The organism is Limnohabitans sp. 2KL-3, assembly GCF_001269405.1.
Classification (GTDB): Bacteria; Pseudomonadota; Gammaproteobacteria; order Burkholderiales; family Burkholderiaceae_C; genus Limnohabitans_A.
Genome location: NZ_CXON01000002.1, coordinates 406,685 through 422,360, shown reverse-complemented (window position 1 = coordinate 422,360; position 15,676 = coordinate 406,685). Strand labels below are relative to the sequence as shown.

General features: G+C 61.2%; 21 protein-coding genes. 9 read left to right on the top strand and 12 right to left on the bottom strand.

The features are described 5' to 3' along the window. Window positions 1-981 carry a PhoH family protein gene (locus AMM41_RS04380; RefSeq protein WP_089953712.1) on the bottom strand — a complete coding sequence of 327 codons (981 nt, stop codon included), beginning with the start codon at window positions 979-981 and terminating at the stop codon, window positions 1-3. A 93-nt stretch (window positions 982-1,074) separates the two neighbouring features. On the opposite strand from AMM41_RS04380, the gene ruvA reads away from it, so the two are divergent. Genes ruvA through ruvB form a run of 4 tightly spaced genes read left to right on the top strand, consistent with a single transcriptional unit; the run spans window position 1,075 to window position 3,376 of the window. Continuing rightward, window positions 1,075-1,650, top strand: coding sequence for a Holliday junction branch migration protein RuvA (gene ruvA / locus AMM41_RS04375; RefSeq protein ID WP_089953363.1), 576 nt, complete (start codon window positions 1,075-1,077; stop codon window positions 1,648-1,650). Between the two features lie 48 nt (window positions 1,651-1,698). Continuing rightward, window positions 1,699-1,971, top strand: coding sequence for an AbrB/MazE/SpoVT family DNA-binding domain-containing protein (locus AMM41_RS04370; RefSeq protein ID WP_089953359.1), 273 nt, complete (start codon window positions 1,699-1,701; stop codon window positions 1,969-1,971). Further along, window positions 1,968-2,333: a type II toxin-antitoxin system PemK/MazF family toxin gene (locus AMM41_RS04365; protein ID WP_089953356.1), complete on the top strand. Its 366-nt coding sequence runs from the start codon at window positions 1,968-1,970 to the stop codon at window positions 2,331-2,333. The genes AMM41_RS04370 and AMM41_RS04365 overlap by 4 nt, the downstream gene beginning before the upstream one ends. Further along, window positions 2,330-3,376, top strand: coding sequence for a Holliday junction branch migration DNA helicase RuvB (gene ruvB, locus AMM41_RS04360; RefSeq protein WP_089953353.1), 1,047 nt, complete (start codon window positions 2,330-2,332; stop codon window positions 3,374-3,376). Before AMM41_RS04365 ends, ruvB begins: the two co-directional genes overlap by 4 nt. 9 nt (window positions 3,377-3,385) lie before the next feature. Here the strand turns inward: ruvB and AMM41_RS04355 are convergent, their stop codons facing one another. Genes AMM41_RS04355 through AMM41_RS04330 form a run of 6 tightly spaced genes read right to left on the bottom strand, consistent with a single transcriptional unit; the run spans window position 3,386 to window position 7,182 of the window. Further along, window positions 3,386-4,030, bottom strand: coding sequence for a histidine phosphatase family protein (locus AMM41_RS04355; RefSeq protein ID WP_089953350.1), 645 nt, complete (start codon window positions 4,028-4,030; stop codon window positions 3,386-3,388). A gap of 12 nt (window positions 4,031-4,042) precedes the next feature. After that, window positions 4,043-4,675: a DUF4136 domain-containing protein gene (locus AMM41_RS04350; protein WP_089953347.1), complete on the bottom strand. Its 633-nt coding sequence runs from the start codon at window positions 4,673-4,675 to the stop codon at window positions 4,043-4,045. A gap of 17 nt (window positions 4,676-4,692) precedes the next feature. Then, window positions 4,693-5,631, bottom strand: coding sequence for a tRNA 2-thiocytidine(32) synthetase TtcA (ttcA, locus tag AMM41_RS04345; protein WP_089953344.1), 939 nt, complete (start codon window positions 5,629-5,631; stop codon window positions 4,693-4,695). 5 nt (window positions 5,632-5,636) lie between these two features. After that, entirely contained in the window at window positions 5,637-6,008 is a 372-nt protein-coding gene (locus AMM41_RS04340; protein ID WP_089953342.1) for a dihydroneopterin aldolase, read from the bottom strand. Further along, entirely contained in the window at window positions 6,005-6,400 is a 396-nt protein-coding gene (locus AMM41_RS04335; protein ID WP_089953340.1) for a dihydroneopterin aldolase, read from the bottom strand. The genes AMM41_RS04340 and AMM41_RS04335 overlap by 4 nt, the downstream gene beginning before the upstream one ends. Then, window positions 6,397-7,182 (bottom strand): SDR family oxidoreductase, encoded by a 786-nt coding sequence (locus AMM41_RS04330; RefSeq protein WP_089953338.1) that lies wholly within the window; start codon window positions 7,180-7,182, stop codon window positions 6,397-6,399. Before AMM41_RS04330 ends, AMM41_RS04335 begins: the two co-directional genes overlap by 4 nt. Before the next feature lie 185 nt (window positions 7,183-7,367). Here AMM41_RS04330 and AMM41_RS04325 point away from each other — a divergent pair, with 185 nt between their 5' ends. The 5 genes from AMM41_RS04325 to trxC all read left to right on the top strand — a co-directional run bounded on the left by AMM41_RS04325 (window position 7,368) and on the right by trxC (window position 10,021). Then, complete coding sequence (locus tag AMM41_RS04325; protein ID WP_089953709.1) at window positions 7,368-8,393, top strand: class I SAM-dependent methyltransferase; 1,026 nt, start codon at window positions 7,368-7,370, stop codon at window positions 8,391-8,393. 19 nt (window positions 8,394-8,412) lie between these two features. Further along, on the top strand, window positions 8,413-8,607 hold the full coding sequence (locus tag AMM41_RS04320; RefSeq protein WP_089953335.1) for a DUF2905 domain-containing protein: 195 nt from the start codon (window positions 8,413-8,415) through the stop codon (window positions 8,605-8,607). 381 nt (window positions 8,608-8,988) lie between these two features. After that, window positions 8,989-9,204 (top strand): hypothetical protein, encoded by a 216-nt coding sequence (locus AMM41_RS04315; protein WP_228769086.1) that lies wholly within the window; start codon window positions 8,989-8,991, stop codon window positions 9,202-9,204. 14 nt (window positions 9,205-9,218) lie between these two features. Beyond that, window positions 9,219-9,479 (top strand): translation initiation factor IF-1, encoded by a 261-nt coding sequence (gene infA / locus AMM41_RS04310; protein WP_019426546.1) that lies wholly within the window; start codon window positions 9,219-9,221, stop codon window positions 9,477-9,479. A 95-nt stretch (window positions 9,480-9,574) separates the two neighbouring features. Continuing rightward, window positions 9,575-10,021, top strand: a complete 447-nt coding sequence (trxC, locus tag AMM41_RS04305) for a thioredoxin TrxC (RefSeq protein WP_089953331.1) — start codon at window positions 9,575-9,577, stop codon at window positions 10,019-10,021. 93 nt (window positions 10,022-10,114) lie between these two features. On the opposite strand, the gene AMM41_RS04300 is transcribed toward trxC, so the two are convergent. From AMM41_RS04300 to AMM41_RS04280, 5 genes are all read right to left on the bottom strand, one after another. Further along, the gene (locus tag AMM41_RS04300; RefSeq protein WP_089953328.1) at window positions 10,115-11,365 is read right to left on the bottom strand and encodes a multifunctional CCA addition/repair protein; all 1,251 of its coding nucleotides are present in this window, start codon (window positions 11,363-11,365) and stop codon (window positions 10,115-10,117) included. A 14-nt stretch (window positions 11,366-11,379) separates the two neighbouring features. Then, entirely contained in the window at window positions 11,380-12,063 is a 684-nt protein-coding gene (locus tag AMM41_RS04295) for a glutathione S-transferase family protein (RefSeq protein ID WP_089953326.1), read from the bottom strand. 161 nt (window positions 12,064-12,224) lie between these two features. Beyond that, complete coding sequence (locus AMM41_RS04290) at window positions 12,225-13,184, bottom strand: complex I NDUFA9 subunit family protein (protein ID WP_089953324.1); 960 nt, start codon at window positions 13,182-13,184, stop codon at window positions 12,225-12,227. Then, window positions 13,181-14,266: a M14 family metallopeptidase gene (locus AMM41_RS04285; RefSeq protein WP_089953322.1), complete on the bottom strand. Its 1,086-nt coding sequence runs from the start codon at window positions 14,264-14,266 to the stop codon at window positions 13,181-13,183. Before AMM41_RS04285 ends, AMM41_RS04290 begins: the two co-directional genes overlap by 4 nt. 13 nt (window positions 14,267-14,279) lie before the next feature. Then, window positions 14,280-15,491: a M20 aminoacylase family protein gene (locus tag AMM41_RS04280; protein WP_089953320.1), complete on the bottom strand. Its 1,212-nt coding sequence runs from the start codon at window positions 15,489-15,491 to the stop codon at window positions 14,280-14,282. Window positions 15,492-15,676: the final 185 nt, after the last annotated feature.

Here is a 15,676-nt window from a genome sequence, read left to right as displayed (position 1 = left end):
TCAATCGTCGGTGGGCAAGGGCTTGCGGCGTGTGGTGACGCCCGCTCGCATGGCAGCGCTTCCTTGCGCGTCGTAGGCATCCACGATGCGGGCCACCAATGGGTGACGCACGACGTCGGCACTTGAAAAGCGCGTGAAAGCAATGCCCTTGACGCGCTTCAAGACCCGTTCGGCATCGATCAGCCCGCTCAGTTGGCCTTTGGGCAAGTCGATCTGGCTCACATCGCCCGTGACCACGGCTTTGGCGCCAAAGCCGATGCGGGTCAAAAACATCTTCATCTGTTCGGTGCTGGTGTTTTGTGCCTCGTCCAGGATCACAAAGGCGTTGTTCAGCGTGCGCCCGCGCATGAAGGCCAGCGGCGCGATCTCGATGGCGTTGCGCTCAAAGGCCTTTTGGACCTTGTCGTAGCCCATCAGGTCGTACAGCGCGTCGTACAGTGGGCGCAAATACGGGTCCACTTTTTGTGACAGGTCGCCGGGCAAGAAGCCCAGCCGTTCGCCCGCTTCGACGGCCGGGCGCGTGAGCACAATGCGTTGCACGCTGCTGCGCTCCAGCGCGTCCACCGCGCAAGCCACGGCCAGATAGGTCTTGCCGGTGCCCGCCGGGCCGATGCCGAAGGTGATGTCGTGGCTGGCGATACTCTCCAGATAGGCCGCCTGCACCGGGGTGCGGGCCTTCAGGTCGGCGCGGCGGGTTTGCAAGGCGGGCAGGTCGGCCTCTTCGCCCCCGCTGTCACCCACCAGCATGAGCTGCACCATGTCGGGCGCAATCGGGCGGTCTGCGCGTTCGTAGATCGCCTGCAATATCTCCATGGCCCGCATGGCCACTGCTTTGGGGCCGTCCACCTTGAACTGCTCGTGTCGGTGGGCAATGCTCACCTGCAAGCCCGCCTCGATGGTGCGCAAGTGCGCGTCCATGGGGCCGCACAGGTGCGACAGGCGGGTGTTGTTGTGCGGGGTGAAGGTGTGTCTGACGATCAAGTTGATAATCCTTGCTGTGCGCGGTTTGTGGCCCGGATGGTCCGGGCGAAAGCGCATTTTCCCCCATCACAGGCATTTAAGGCGTCACCCCCCATGATTGGCAAACTCACCGGCATCCTGAGCGACAAAAACCCACCCGAGGTGGTGGTGGACTGCCATGGCGTGGGCTATGAGGTGAATGTGCCCATGAGCACCTTCTACAACTTGCCGGCCACGGGCGAAAAAGTCACCTTGGTCACGCACTTTGTGGTCCGCGAGGACGCGCAAATCCTGTATGGCTTTGGCACCCTGAGCGAGCGGGAAGCCTTCCGCCAGCTGATCAAAATTTCCGGTGTCGGCCCCCGCACGGCCCTGAGCGTGTTGTCGGGCATGAGCGTGACCGATCTGTCGCAAGCCATCACCACGCAAGAAGTCGGGCGTTTGGTCAAAGTGCCCGGCATCGGCAAGAAAACCGCCGAACGTTTGCTGCTTGAACTCAAAGGCAAATTGGGTGGCGACTTGGGCGGCTTGTTTGCCGTGCACACCCCCGACGCGCAAAACGACATCCAGCAAGCCTTGCTGGCGCTGGGCTACAGCGACAAAGAAGCCGCTGCGGCCCTCAAGAGCCTGCCCGTGGACGTGGGGGTGAGCGAGGGCATCAAGCTGGCGCTCAAGGCCTTGAACAAATAAGCATTGGGGTCGCCTTGTATTTGGATATCCACTGGATATACTGAAGACATGAAAACCACCGCATTGACCATTTCCGCCTGGGGCAACAGCCATGGCATTCGGCTCAGTCGGGAATTGATGCAGTCGCTGGGCATCACCCCTGGCACGCCTTTGCAGGCCACGGTGGTGGCCAAGGGCTGTTTGGAGTTGCGCGCCGTGCCCCAGCGCCCAAGCCTGCAAGACAAGCTCGCCGCCTTTGACCCTCAAATACATGGTGGCGAAGTGATGCCCGATGCACCTCAAGGCGTGGAGTTCGGTGCTGGCACCGAGGGCGTCAAGTGAGCCGGGCCGTTTGGGTGCCCGACCGGCAAGACATCATCTGGATCAACTTCAACCTTCAGTTGGGCCGCGAAATGCGCGACATGCACCCGATGTTGGTGCTGTCGCCCAAAGCCTTCAACGACAGGACCTCCATCGTGATTGGCTTTCCCATGTCCACGGCAGCCTACAACGCGACCAACCCGTTTGCGATTGACAACAGCAAAACGGCCAAACAACCCAGTTACATCATTTGCAACCAGCCCAAGAGCTTTGATTGGCGCCAGCGCGGCGCGACACCGCACCCCTGGAAGCGGGTCAGCGACGCCATTTTTCAAACCGCTCGTCTTGAGCTCAACGACATCATCGAGTTGGTCACCCCATGAGCATCCGCACCGACGACTTTGCCCCCCAGCCCGAACCCCGGGTCATTTCTGCGGCCCCCGTGTCGCACCACGAAGAGGCCATTGAACGTGCCCTGCGCCCCAAGCTGCTCGACGAATACGTTGGGCAGGTGAAGGTGCGTGAGCAGCTGGAGATTTTCATCAGCGCGGCCAAGATGCGCGAAGAGCCGCTGGACCATGTGCTGCTGTTTGGCCCGCCCGGTCTGGGCAAGACCACGCTCAGCCACATCATTGCCGCCGAGTTGGGTGTGAACCTGCGTCAGACCAGCGGCCCGGTGCTGGAAAAACCCAAGGATTTGGCGGCGCTGCTCACCAATCTGGAGCGCAACGATGTGCTCTTCATCGACGAGATCCACCGCCTCTCGCCGGTGGTCGAAGAGATTTTGTACCCCGCGCTCGAGGACTACCAGATCGACATCATGATCGGCGAGGGTCCTGCGGCGCGGTCCATCAAGCTCGATTTGCAGCCTTTCACGCTGGTGGGCGCGACCACGAGGGCGGGCATGCTGACGAACCCGCTGCGCGACCGCTTTGGCATCGTGTCCCGCCTGGAGTTCTACACGCCCGAAGAGCTGACCCGCATCGTGACCCGCAGCAGCGGCCTGCTCAAGGCACCGATCGACGCTGAAGGCTCTTTCGAGATCGCCCGACGCTCACGCGGCACGCCGCGCATTGCCAACCGCCTGCTGCGCCGGGTGCGCGACTATGCCGATGTCAAGGGCGACGGCACCATCCACAAAGGCATCGCGCAAAAAGCCTTGGTCATGCTGGACGTGGATCCCGAAGGCTTTGACCTGATGGACCGCAAACTGCTGGAAGCGGTGATCCACCGTTTTGACGGAGGCCCGGTCGGGCTGGACAACATCGCCGCCAGCATCGGCGAAGAGCGCGACACCATCGAGGATGTGATCGAGCCGTATTTGATTCAGCAAGGCTATTTGCAGCGCACCCCGCGTGGGCGCATCGCCACGCTGGCGGCTTTCAAGCATTTGGGCGTCACGCCGCCCAAGTCGTTTGGGCAATGATGTAGCCGCTCAGGCGCTCGTTTCGTCTTGGCCCAGCGCATCCAGGTGCGAGGTGTCGCCCCAGCCCACCAAGGACAAGCCCTGCGGTGTCCACAACAGCCGGTTGACGGCGGTGTTGGTCAGTTGCCAAGTGCGAGGGGCTTGTAAATCCAATCGGGTGGCCGCGCGGTACAGAATGTCCAGCACCCCCCCGTGGGCCACCATCACGATTTGCTGACCGGGGTGCCGTGCGGCCAGTTCGCTGACTGTACCCACAATGCGCTCGCGCAACATTTCCAACGATTCGCCACCCTCAGGCGGTACCCAGTCGGGCGTTCGTTTGCGCCAGTGCCAAGCGTGATCGGGCAACTCGACTTCAATCTCGGCAAAAGTCCGACCTTGAAAGGCACCAAAGTGTCGTTCGCGCAGCCCGGGGTGCGTGGTCACGGTTTGACCCGTGGCCTGCGCAATGGCCAAGGCTGTGGTGTGGGCGCGAGACAAGTCACTGGCGTAAATCGCATCCATGGCGTCACGCTGCACCAATGCCTGGGCCAAGTGTTGCGCCTGGCGCAGACCCACGTCGTTCAGAGGGATGTCCAGATGGCCTTGCAGTCGGGTGTCGACGTTCCAGGCGGTTTCTCCGTGGCGGATGGCCAGAATGCGGGTCGGTTCCATGTCGTGTTGGCTTCAGCGCGGCAGCTCAATGTTGACCCGACGTGGGCCAGCAGGCGGGTTGGGGAAATTGGCCAGTGCAGCTTGAAACAAGGTGGCAAAAATCGGCACGCTGTCGCTCCAGGGGCCCGCGTGGCTGGCGCGGGTTTCGTACACCACCTGGCCCGATTTGAGGTCGCGCATGATCAGGCTGACCTCGCGTCGGTAATGCGTGGGCGGCGGAAAGCGCATGCCCATGCCCAATCCGATGTGCGATCCGAACCCCGATCCGATGCTGATGCTGCCCTGGGGAATCCAGCCTGGCCCGGTGATGGGGCGGCCCCACGGGTCGGCTGGGTACTGGGTGCCATTGAAGCCCACCATCACACTCAGGCTGGCACCGGCATCGTCACGCACCAAACCCACGGCTGTCATGGCGGCTTGGGCCTGTTGCTCGGCCAGACCCGCTTCGGGGTTGTTGGCTTGCGAAGGCAGGCGCTCGAAGCGGTATTTGGCCCCTTGCAAACTCATGCCGGGCGGCACCGCCGCCACAGAGACCACATCGCTGTCCACCAAGCGCATGGATGCGCAGCCGCTTAAAAGCGTCAAAGCCAGTGTGGCCAGAAACACTTGAACGAGCCGAATGATCTGCGGGGTATCTTTGAGCATGGGTGGACTCCTGAGGATCACATCGAGATGACCTGAATGCCGGGCAAGGACGCTTCCTTGAACTCTTCTTCGTCAAAGGCCTTGTCGCCTGCATCGTCGGCAATGCCGGTGATTTTCAGGTCCTTGAAGCCGTACAGCTTGGCGTCCATCAAGTGCGAAGGCACCACATTTTGCAGCGCCGCAAACATGTTTTCAATCCGGCCAGGGTGCTTCTTTTGCCACTCGCGCAGCATGTTGCCCACTTGCAGGCGCTGCAGGTTTTCCTGGCTGCCACACAGGGTGCACGGAATGATGGGGAACTGTCGGTGCTCTGCCCAACGGATCAGGTCGGTCTCGGCCACATAGGCCAGTGGGCGGATCACCATGAACTCGCCGTTGTCACTGACCAGTTTTGGGGGCATGCCTTTGAGCTTGCCGCCAAAGAACATGTTCAAAAAGAAGGTCTGCAGCATGTCGTCGCGGTGGTGGCCGAGCGCGAGCTTGTTGCACTTGAGCTCCCGTGCTACGCGGTACAAAATGCCCCGACGCAGACGCGAGCACAGGCTGCACATGGTCTTGCCTTCAGGGATTTTGTCTTTCACGATCGAGTAGGTGTCTTGCGTCTCGATGTGGTACTCCACGCCCAGCTCTTTGAGGTAAGCGGGCAGGATGTGGTCCGGAAACCCCGGCTGCTTTTGGTCCAGGTTGACCGCCACCAGCTCGAAGTCCACCGGGGCGCGAGCCTTCATCTTGAGCAGGATGTCCAGCATGCCGTAGCTGTCTTTGCCGCCCGACATGCAGACCATGATGCGGTCGCCCGCTTCGATCAGGTTGAAGTCACTGATGGCTTGGCCCATTTGGCGGCACAGGCGTTTTTCGAGTTTGTGGGTTTCGCGTTCGATCTTGATCGCTTTGGCAGCCTCTGATTCGGCTTGTGCTTGTACCCAGGCGTTGTCTGCTTCTGTATCTGTGTTCATGAGGTTCACCACTGTCCGGTTTCCATGCGAATGGCCACTTCGCAGTCTTCAAAAATTTCAAGTTTGGCAATCTTGACGCGCACGCCCAACACGCCGGGCAACTGCATCAGGCGGTTCGAGAGTTTGCCGATCATGGTTTCGAGCAGGTTGATGTGCTCGGCGGTGCATTCGTCGATGATGATCTTGCGCACTTTGCGGTAATCCAGCACCGAGTGAATGTCGTCGTCGCTGGGCAGCAGCGGCTGCGTGCCCAGGTTCAGCTCGGCATCGACCTGAATCGGTTGCGGGTCGGTTTTTTCGTGTTCTAGGATGCCCAGGTTGGCGTCAAAGCGCAAACCGGTCAACTCCAGGGTTTGGTGTCCGGCAGGGGTTTTCATGTCGGGCTTTTGATTTGAAAGATTTCAACCCCAACCGCTTCGCAGTCCGGGTACACATCGGGTTTACAGCTGGACAGGCGCACCGCTTGCACCTGCGGGTGCGCGATCAGCTCGCGCATCAGGTCATCGCACAAAGTCTCTTGCAACACGATGTGACCTTGGGCCACCCGGCGCGCAATCACCTCGCGGATGAAGTCGTAGTCCACCACCTCGGCCAGGTCGTCTTGTGTGGGAGTGGATGCGCTGTAGGGCACGAACAGTTCCACATTGAAGACGATGCGCTGGGGGCCGAGCTTTTCAAAGTCGTGCGCACCAATGCGCACGTCCACCGTGTGGTTTCGCAAAAACAGGCGGCGGCAATTCAGCGCCAAATCGGTCATCAGCTCGCTCATGCAGGGTCTTTCGGTTCACCCAAAAACATCACGTCGCGCGCCAGAGGCACCAGGTGTTGGCCGTTGTCCACACACACCGTGGTGCCCGTGATGCAGGGGTTTTGCGCCAGAAAAACGCAAGTGGCAGCCACCTGCGCCGGATCGATCGGCTCGCGCAGCAGGTTCACGCGGCTGTTGCGGTCAAAGTTCTCTTGGGTTTGTGGGCCGCTCAAAAACATCAGGCCCGGGGCCACCCCGCATACGCGCAAGGGGGCCAAGGCTTGCGCCTGTAAGGCCACAGCACGCTCCAGCGCCAGTTTGGAGACGGTGTACGAAAAATAGTCCGGGTTCAGGTTGAACACCTTTTGGTCCAGGATGTGGACCACGCTGCGCTGGCCGGGCGTGGCCTTGGGCGCGGCCTGCTGGGCCATCAGCGAGGCCAGCAGCATGGGTGCGATCAAATTCACTTCGAGTTGCTGGCGCGCGCCGGGCAGGTCCATTTGCTTGCCCTCGTCCGGCTCGAAGAGTGAGGCATTGTTCACCAAACAATCGAGCGGCCCGGTGGTCTGCATGATGTGCGCCATCATGCGCTCGACCTCAACGCTTTGTGACAGGTCGGCTTGCACCAAGCGGACGGTGGCACCTTGGGTCTCAAATTCGGTTTGCAGTGTGTTTTGCAGCGCCAAGGCCGCATCAGCAGAGCGCTGGTAGTGGCACCACACCTGCCAGCCCGCTTGCGCGAATGCCCGGCACAAAGTCGCGCCCAGACGCAGTGCGCCGCCAGTGATCAGAACGTGTTTCAAGAAGATGCCGCTGCGAAGGTTAAAAGGGACAATTATCGGCGATGGCCCTGCCGACTGCGTGGGCAGGGGGATAGCGTGTCTGTGAAAGGCAGACAAAGGATAATCGCAGCGTGACCGACGCTTACCCACTTCCCCCTGAGCTGACTCTGCGCATCCACCAAGTCATCGCGCAAGCGGGTGGCTGGATGGGTTTTGACCGTTTCATGGCCATGGCTCTGTACGAGCCAGGGCTGGGTTATTACACCAATGTCTTGCAGAAATTTGGTGCCATGCCGTCCTCGGGCAGCGATTTTGTGACCGCGCCGGGCATGTCGCCCTTGTTTGGCCAGACCCTGGCGGTGCAGGTGAACGAGGCGCTGGCCGCCACAGGCACGGACGAAGTCTGGGAGTTTGGCGCAGGCACCGGGGCTCTGGCCCTGCAGTTGTTGGACAGTTTGGGTGACGCCGTCAGCCGCTACACCATCATCGATTTGTCGGGCACTTTGCGCACTCGGCAGGCCGACACTTTGCTCAAACATGCCAACAAAGTGCGTTGGCTGGATGCCTGGCCCGGTGCCATCGAGGGCGTGGTGGTGGGCAATGAGGTGCTGGACGCCATGCCGGTGCAGCTGCTGCAGCGCACGCAAGGCGTCTGGCACGAGCGCGGGGTGGTCAGCGCTGGAGAAGAATTCGCTTGGCAAGATCGCATCACCGACTTGCGTCCGCCCCTCGAGATCGAAGGCGAGCACGATTACCTGACCGAAATCCACCCCCAAGCCGAGGCCTTCACCACCAGCCTGGCCGAGCGGCTGCTGGTCGGACGCGGCGGGGCGGCGTTCTTTTTGGATTACGGTTTTCCTGAGGCCGAATACTTTCACCCGCAGCGCCACATGGGCACCGTCATGTGCCACCAGCTGCACCAAGCCGACGACAACCCCTTGGTGGCGGTGGGCCAAAAAGACATCACCGCCCATGTCAACTTCACCGGGGTGGCCTTGGCGGCGCAAAATGCCGGGCTGAATGTGTTGGGCTACACCAGCCAAGCCTGGTTTTTGCTGAACCTGGGTTTGGCCGAGCGCATGGCAAACGCCAGTTTGGCCGAACGCAGCCAGGCGCAGCGCCTGGTCAATGAGCACGAAATGGGCGAGTTGTTCAAAGTGATCGGTTTTTCCACCTCCGCTGATGTGTCCGCCCAAGGCTTTGCCCGTGGCGACCGCTCGCACCGCCTGTAAACGTCTTCGAAGGAACGGTATGTTGCGTTGGTTGATTGTGGTGTTGCTGGTGCTCATTGTGTTCAGCGGTTTGCAGCCTTGGCTGCAAAAGTTGGGATTTGGCCGTTTGCCAGGCGATTTCCGCTTTCGTCTATTCGGGCGAGAGTTTTTTCTTCCTATTGCCAGCACTTTGCTGCTGAGCATGGTGGCTGCAGGCATCGCACGCTGGGTTTGAGCGGCCAATCTGGCAAAAGCACCTCAAGCATGAACGTGTTACAGTGCGACACGCCATTGGCGACTTATGCCCATCTCGCTCTTACCGAGCCGATAGCGCATCCCGGCAGAGGGATGCCAGTCTTGTCCTCCACTGTGCTCATCGCCCGCCATGCTTTTTAAGAGCTGGGCCCAGACGATTTTTTGCTTCCTTTTTGACGCACCTCTGCACGGTGCTGTTGTTGGGCAGGCCTTGCGGTCTGCGTATGGGGGCGCTTTTTTGGCAGCAGGACATGCCAAGACCCGTGCCGCTGCACAGCCCCCAAGAGGGCCGAAAAAAGCGGTTCGACCCCCTTCGTTAAAATACATGACTCTTTCATATTGTTCACACCAACCCATCTCCATGGGAAAATTCCGAATTCAGCCGTGCTCCAGGGCTTTGCCCAATGGCGCATTTGGCGCGCAAGTGTCCGTGGCCAGTGGCCGTGGCAGCGCCAGCACCGACCGCGTGATGCGGTTTGTGCCCGAATTTGCAACCCCTGCCGCTGCCAGCCAATACGCCCTCGATGAAGGCAAGTTGTGGGTAGAGCGCCAGACGACAAAACCGATCCTGCTTTGAGAAAGACGTTTTAAATGGCTAAAGAAGAACTGATTGAACTGATGGGCGTGGTCAACGAGGTGTTGCCCGACACCCGTTTTCGCGTGACCTTGGACAACGGCCACCAACTGATTGCTTATTCGGCTGGCAAGATGCGCAAGAACCACATCCGCATTTTGGCGGGCGACCGTGTGACCCTCGAGCTTTCGCCTTATGACCTGAGCAAAGGCCGCATCAGCTTCCGTCACTTGGCGGGTCGTGCCCCCATGGCACCGCGCCGTCCACCTGCACGCTGAGCTTGTCCGGCGCTTCGCCTTGACCTGAATCAGGGCGGTGAGGCCTTGAATCGTGCAGCATGGCCCCCAAGTGTTTTTGAAATACAGGGGATTCCATGACCGATTCAGCCAAAGCCTTGCACATTGTTTGTCCGCATTGCCACACCACCAACCGCGTGCGTGAGGCTGATCTGCAGCACGCACCTGATTGCGGGCAGTGCCACCAAGCGCTTTTTAACGGCCATCCGCTGGCACTGGACGCGGCCAACTTTGACAAGCACATCGGCCGAAGCCATGTGCCGGTGCTGGTCGATTTTTGGGCCCCTTGGTGCGGACCATGCCGGATGATGGCCCCGGCTTATGAGCAGGCCGCTGGCCTCTTGGAGCCCCAAGTGCGGGTGGCCAAACTCAACACCGAAGAAGCGCAGGCCATTGCCGCCCGTTTCAACATCCGCAGCATCCCCACACTCGCATTGTTTGTTGGCGGCAAGGAAGTCGCCCGTCAGGCTGGCGCTTTCCGCACGGCGCAAGACATCGCCGACTGGACGCGTTCGCATTTGTGAGGGGATCAAAACGCATCTTGGTGTAGGAGCCTCCCCTCGTGTGCGATTGGCCCGAGACACGCCCTTCAAGCCCATCGCCCACGGGGTGGGCTCCTACAAAGAAGCTGCGACCGCTTTGACGCGGGCTTTGGAGATTTGCTCGCCGATTTGCGGACCTTTGAGGCCTTGTGCGGCCGCTGCCTGCGCGATGGGTGCGGTTTCGACCGACAGCGCGGCCTGCTGGGCTTTGAGCAAGCGCTCGGCCTGTGGGTAAGCCACCTCTTCAAACCCCAGCCGTCCCCGCGCATCGCATTCGCAGGCTTGCAGCACCCGTGCAAAGCGCTCGGCTTGGCGAATGGCGTCACAACGGTCGAGCAAACGCATCAAGGCTTCTGGCCCCAGTTCGGCGCTGCGGTGGATGTTGCCGTGTTCACGCGCCACCACTTCGGCCAGTTCTTTGCCCTCGGTCGGCACGCGCAGGCGCTCACACACCTTTTGCAGCAATTTGACGCTGCGCCCTTCGTGGCCAATGTGGCGCGGCAGCACGTCGGCAGGTGTGGTGCCTTTGCCCAGGTCGTGCATCAGGCAGGCCACACGCACCGACAGCGGCGTGTTCAGACGGGCGGCCATGTCCATCACCAGCATCATGTGCACGCCCGTGTCGATCTCGGGGTGGTGTTCGGCCCGCTGGGGAACACCCCACAGGCGGTCCAGCTCAGGCAGCAACACCTTCAGAGCGCCACAGGATCGCAGCACTTCGAACATGCGCGAGGGTTGGGCGCTCATCATGCCTTTGGTCAGCTCCTGCCAGACGCGCTCGGGCACCAGGTGATCGACTTCGCCGTCTTCGACCATCTGACGCATCAAAGCCAGGGTGTCGCCCGCCACAGAAAAGTCGGCAAAACGCGCCGCAAAGCGTGCCAGCCGCAGGATGCGCACCGGGTCTTCGGCAAAGGCGTGTGTGACATGGCGCAGCACTTTGGTCTGCAGGTCGCGCTGACCTCCGTAAGGATCAACGAGGTGACCCACCCAAGTGCTGGGCGGCTGGTGCGCCAGTGCCTCGGGCACGGCCACGGCATTGACCGTGAGGTCGCGCCGGGCCAGGTCTTCTTCGAGCGTGACGTCGGGCGCGGCCTGCACCGCAAAGCCTTTGTAGCCCCGCGCGGTTTTGCGTTCGGTGCGGGCGAGGGCGTATTCCTCGCGGGTTTGCGGGTGCAAAAAAACCGGAAAGTCCTTGCCCACGGGCAAAAAGCCCTGCGCGGTCATGGCTTCGGGCGTGCTGCCCACCACCACCCAGTCGCGGTCGTTCACGCGTTCACCCATCAAGGCATCACGCACCGCACCGCCAACGACAAAAACCTGCATGTCCGTGTCTGCCTTCAGCGAGAAAGCCGGAAAGGCTCTTCGAAGTCGATGAAATCCTGCTCGGCCAGCGCCTCATCGATCCAGACTTTGACGCCGGGCAGGGCGCACACGCGCGCCATGTAGGCGGCCACATCGGCCGGCACCGGCAGGGCGTAGGTTTTCAGGCGCATGACCACCGGGGCAAAGTAGGCGTCGGCCACAGAAAATTGGCCAAACAGCATGGGGCCGCCGTGTTCTTGCAACAGGCCACTCCAGAGGCCGCAAATACGGTTTAAATCGGCACGCACAGCGGGCTTGTCGCGCAGCGCCAAAGCCCCGATCTCGGGCAGATGCGCCTCGATGTTCATGGGGCAGGCGCTGCGCAAGCCCACAAAGCCGCTGTGCATTTCGGCGCAGATGCTGCGCGCCCGTGCCCGGGCGGCGCGGTCTTGTGGCCAGAGCTGTTTTTCAGGAAATTGCTCGGCCACGTATTCGGCAATGGCCAAGGTGTCCCACACAGCCAGGCCATCGTGCACCAACACGGGCACCTTGCCCACGGGGTTGACGTCTTTGAGCGCGGCCTTAAACTGCGAGTCGGGCGCGAAGCTGTCAAAGCGGACAAAGACCTCTTCAAAGTCGATGCCCGCCTGGCGCAGCAGCACCCAGGGGCGCATGGACCACGATGAATAGTTTTTGTTGGCAATGTAGAGCTGGATCATTGTTTTCTCCCGTGAATCAAGCCCGACATGTTAGCGGAGGCTGGGCTCATGACCTGTTGCAAGTGCCAGCCTTGCAGGCACACGGGGGCGGGTGTTGCGCGACAGGTGTGCTGACAGGCTTGAGTGCGTCAGCAAAGACCGAGATCTTGGCTGACCTGGCTTCAGCGTCCCGCGTGTTCGCGCCAGTGGTTGAGGCGGCTGCGAGGACCGCGATGGCCCAGATAAGCCGATGCCACGCCCTCAGCCGACGCGGCACTGATGCCCAGCGCCGTCAGGCCAGGCAGCTCACCTGTGGCCACGTTGTCCACCTTCATCGAAGCCAGGTTGTCCCGACTCATCAGCGGTTCGCCCGGAGCCAGTTCCATGGCCGCAGCCTGCAACCAGCCCACCCAATGCGGCAAGGCCAAGATCGGGCGACCTCGGCCGTGGTTCACACCAGCCCACTGCCCTGCACGCTGAACCAGTTCACCCAAGGTCAGCACATCGGGGCCGCACAACTCATAGGTTTGGCCAATGGTTTCGGGCTTTTGCAGGCAAGTCACCACGGCGCGAGCCACATCACCCACCCAAACGGGTTGAAAACGGGTCTGGCTGCCTGCCAAAGGCATGAAGGGCACCAAGGCTTGCAGGTCGGCAAACAGGTTGAGGAACTTGTCTTCGGCACCAAAGATCACGCTGGGTCGCAAGATCGTCAGGTCAAGCTTGGCATGACGCAACACCGCTTCACCCTTGGCCTTGCTTCGTTGGTACATCGAGGGCCCATGCTCATGGGCACCCAGCGCACTGACATGGACCAATCGCTGCACATGGGCGTCTTTCATGGCGCGAGCGATCTTGGCCGGCAAGTCAACATGCACCTGCTCAAAACGTGCTTCATCACCATGGAGCACAGCCACCAAATTGACCACCGCATCATGGCCGGGCATGAGGCGGGCCAGATCGGCCTCGCTGTGCACCGAAGCTTCTATCACCGTCAGGCCCGGTAAGCTTTGCACGCAGGCGGCATGGAGGGCACGTCGCGTGGGTACGGTGATGTCATTGCCCAGACGCGCCAGTTGTTCGCAGACCTGCCGACCCACAAAACCGCTGCCACCCAGCACCAGAACGCGGGGTTTGCTCATTCGCTCAAACCCGTGATCGCCTGCTGCATGGCGTCCATGGCTTGGTCAACGATTTGGGTGCGCCACTCGTCGGTGTCGACGTAAAACGCGTCCATCAGCGCCTGCTTGATTTGCTGGCGCAGGGCATCGGGGGCTTCGGGGTGCAGGTGCAACCAGTGGTCGCCACGCAGTGCGCCAATGACCAGGTCTTGCGTTTGTGTGCCGTATTCCATGGCAATGCCGGTGTATTCGGCTTGCGGGCACTCTTGGTAGGCCGACATCCACATCAGGCCTGTGAGGAAAGCCGAGGTCGACGAGCCGTCGTAAATGGAGGTGATGCCCTGGCCCCACCAGGCTTTGGCGCGGGTGTAGGCCGCTGCGTCGTCGGCGCAGGCAAAAATGCGCTCGCCCACACCGCTGGGCCCAAGACCCGTGTGCAGGTCGATCCAGGCCATTTTTTGGCAGCGCTGGCCGTACTTTTGCAGCACTTGGCGCACCGTGAGGTTGCTCCAAGTGGGGGCTTGGCCGCCAAAAAACAGACCGTCAGGAAAGTCGTGTTGGCCTTTCGAGACAGCGGCCTGGAAGGCTTTCATGCCCCGCTCGGCAATGTACTGGGCAGTGGCTGCCGCATTGGCGGCATCCGGAGGCCAGACTTCGGGCAGCAGCAGCGGGTGAATTTCCTGGTAAGCGTCGTTGGCAGGCAGGGGTTTCGTGAAATCCTGAAAGTTGCGGTTGATGTCCACGTTTTCGTGGGTCACGCGGCGAACATGCGAAAACCCGTGCGGGTTGAGGGCGTGGATGTAAAGCACGGCCACGCCGCTGGCCTTGCACGCGTCGCGCCAGGCGGTGTTTTGCAGGGCATGGATTTGCACACCCGAGCCGCAATAGCCCTCCACGCCATGGCATGCGCTGCTGACGATCAGCAGCTGCTGGGCGTCGGGTGCACCGTCCAACACCACGTCCATGGCCAGCTCTTCGCCGTCACGGCCCTTCAAAGGGTGGATGTTGGCGTCAACGCTCAAGCCCGCAGACTTTGCAGCGTTCAAAAACTTCTGGCGGGCTTCGGCGTAGCTTTTGGAAAAGCCGGTTTGGATATCTGTCATGCAGGTTTTCTTTTCAAGCGGTTTGTGTCGGATTGGCCAGCCACTGTGTGGCCAATTCCACCCAATAGGTGCCGCCCAGCGGGATCAGGTCGTCGTTGAAGTCGTAGCTAGGGTTGTGCAGCGTGCAGGGGCCGCCGCCGTGGCCCATTTCGCGGTGTGCGCCATCGCCATTGCTGATGAACACATAGGCGCCGGGTTTGGCCTGCAACATGTACGAGAAGTCTTCTGCGCCCATGGTGGGCTCTTGGTTGACCACATGCTCGGCCCCCACGATGCCGTTCATGACCTGACGGGCAAACTCGGCTTCGGCAGGGCTGTTGATGGTGGGTGGGTAATTGCGGTGGAAGTCGAATTCGCATTGCGCGTCAAAGGCGGTGCAGATCGATTCGGCCACCTGCTTCATGCGCTTTTCGATCAGGTCGAGCACTTCAATGCTGAAGGTACGCACGGTGCCCTGCAGCTCGCACGAATCGGGCACCACGTTGGTGGCTTCGCCCGCGTGGATCATGGTGACCGAGATCACACCCGCGTCCACCGGCTTTTTGTTGCGTGTGATGATGGTCTGAAAGCCCTGCACCATTTGGCAGGCAATTGGCACCGGGTCGATACCGTTGTGCGGCAGCGCAGCGTGGCTGCCCTTGCCGCGGATGGTGATCTTGAACTCGTTGCTCGACGCCATCACGGGGCCGGCGCTCACGGCGAAAGTGCCCACCGGGGCACCCGGCCAGTTGTGCATGCCAAACACGGCCTGCATGGGGAACTTGTCAAACAAGCCGTCCTTGATCATCTCGCGGGCACCGCCGCCGCCTTCTTCGGCGGGTTGGAAGATCAGGTACACCGTGCCGTCAAAGTCGCGGTGCTTGGAAAAATGCTTGGCCGCTGCCAGCAGCATGGCGGTGTGGCCGTCGTGGCCGCAGGCGTGCATCTTGCCTTGGTGTTTGCTGGCGTGGGCAAAGGTGTTGAACTCCTGCATGGGCAGGGCGTCGATGTCAGCGCGCAGGCCAATGCCGCGACCGCAAGCGCCGCCGTCACGCCCGTGCACGATGCCCACCACCCCGGTGGTGCCCATGCCGCGGTGGATCGGGATGCCCCAGTCCGTCAGCTGCTGCGCCACCACGTCGGCGGTGCGCACCTCCTGAAAGCACAACTCGGGGTGAGCGTGGATGTCTTTGCGAATGGCCGCAATGCTGGCCGCGTCGGTGAGGATGGAGTCGATGATTTTCATGCTGAACAGTCTAGCGGGACTTCCTGAGCCACGCCATCACCCCTGTGCGCTTGGGGGACATCGGGTATCAGGGTTTTCCCGTGATCCTTCGCTTGCGAAGTGGTGGCTACAGGGGACACAGTATTTGTAGGTCGGCGGCTTCAGCCCCGACATGGGGCCTTGGCCGAAGCGAAGAATGTCGGCGC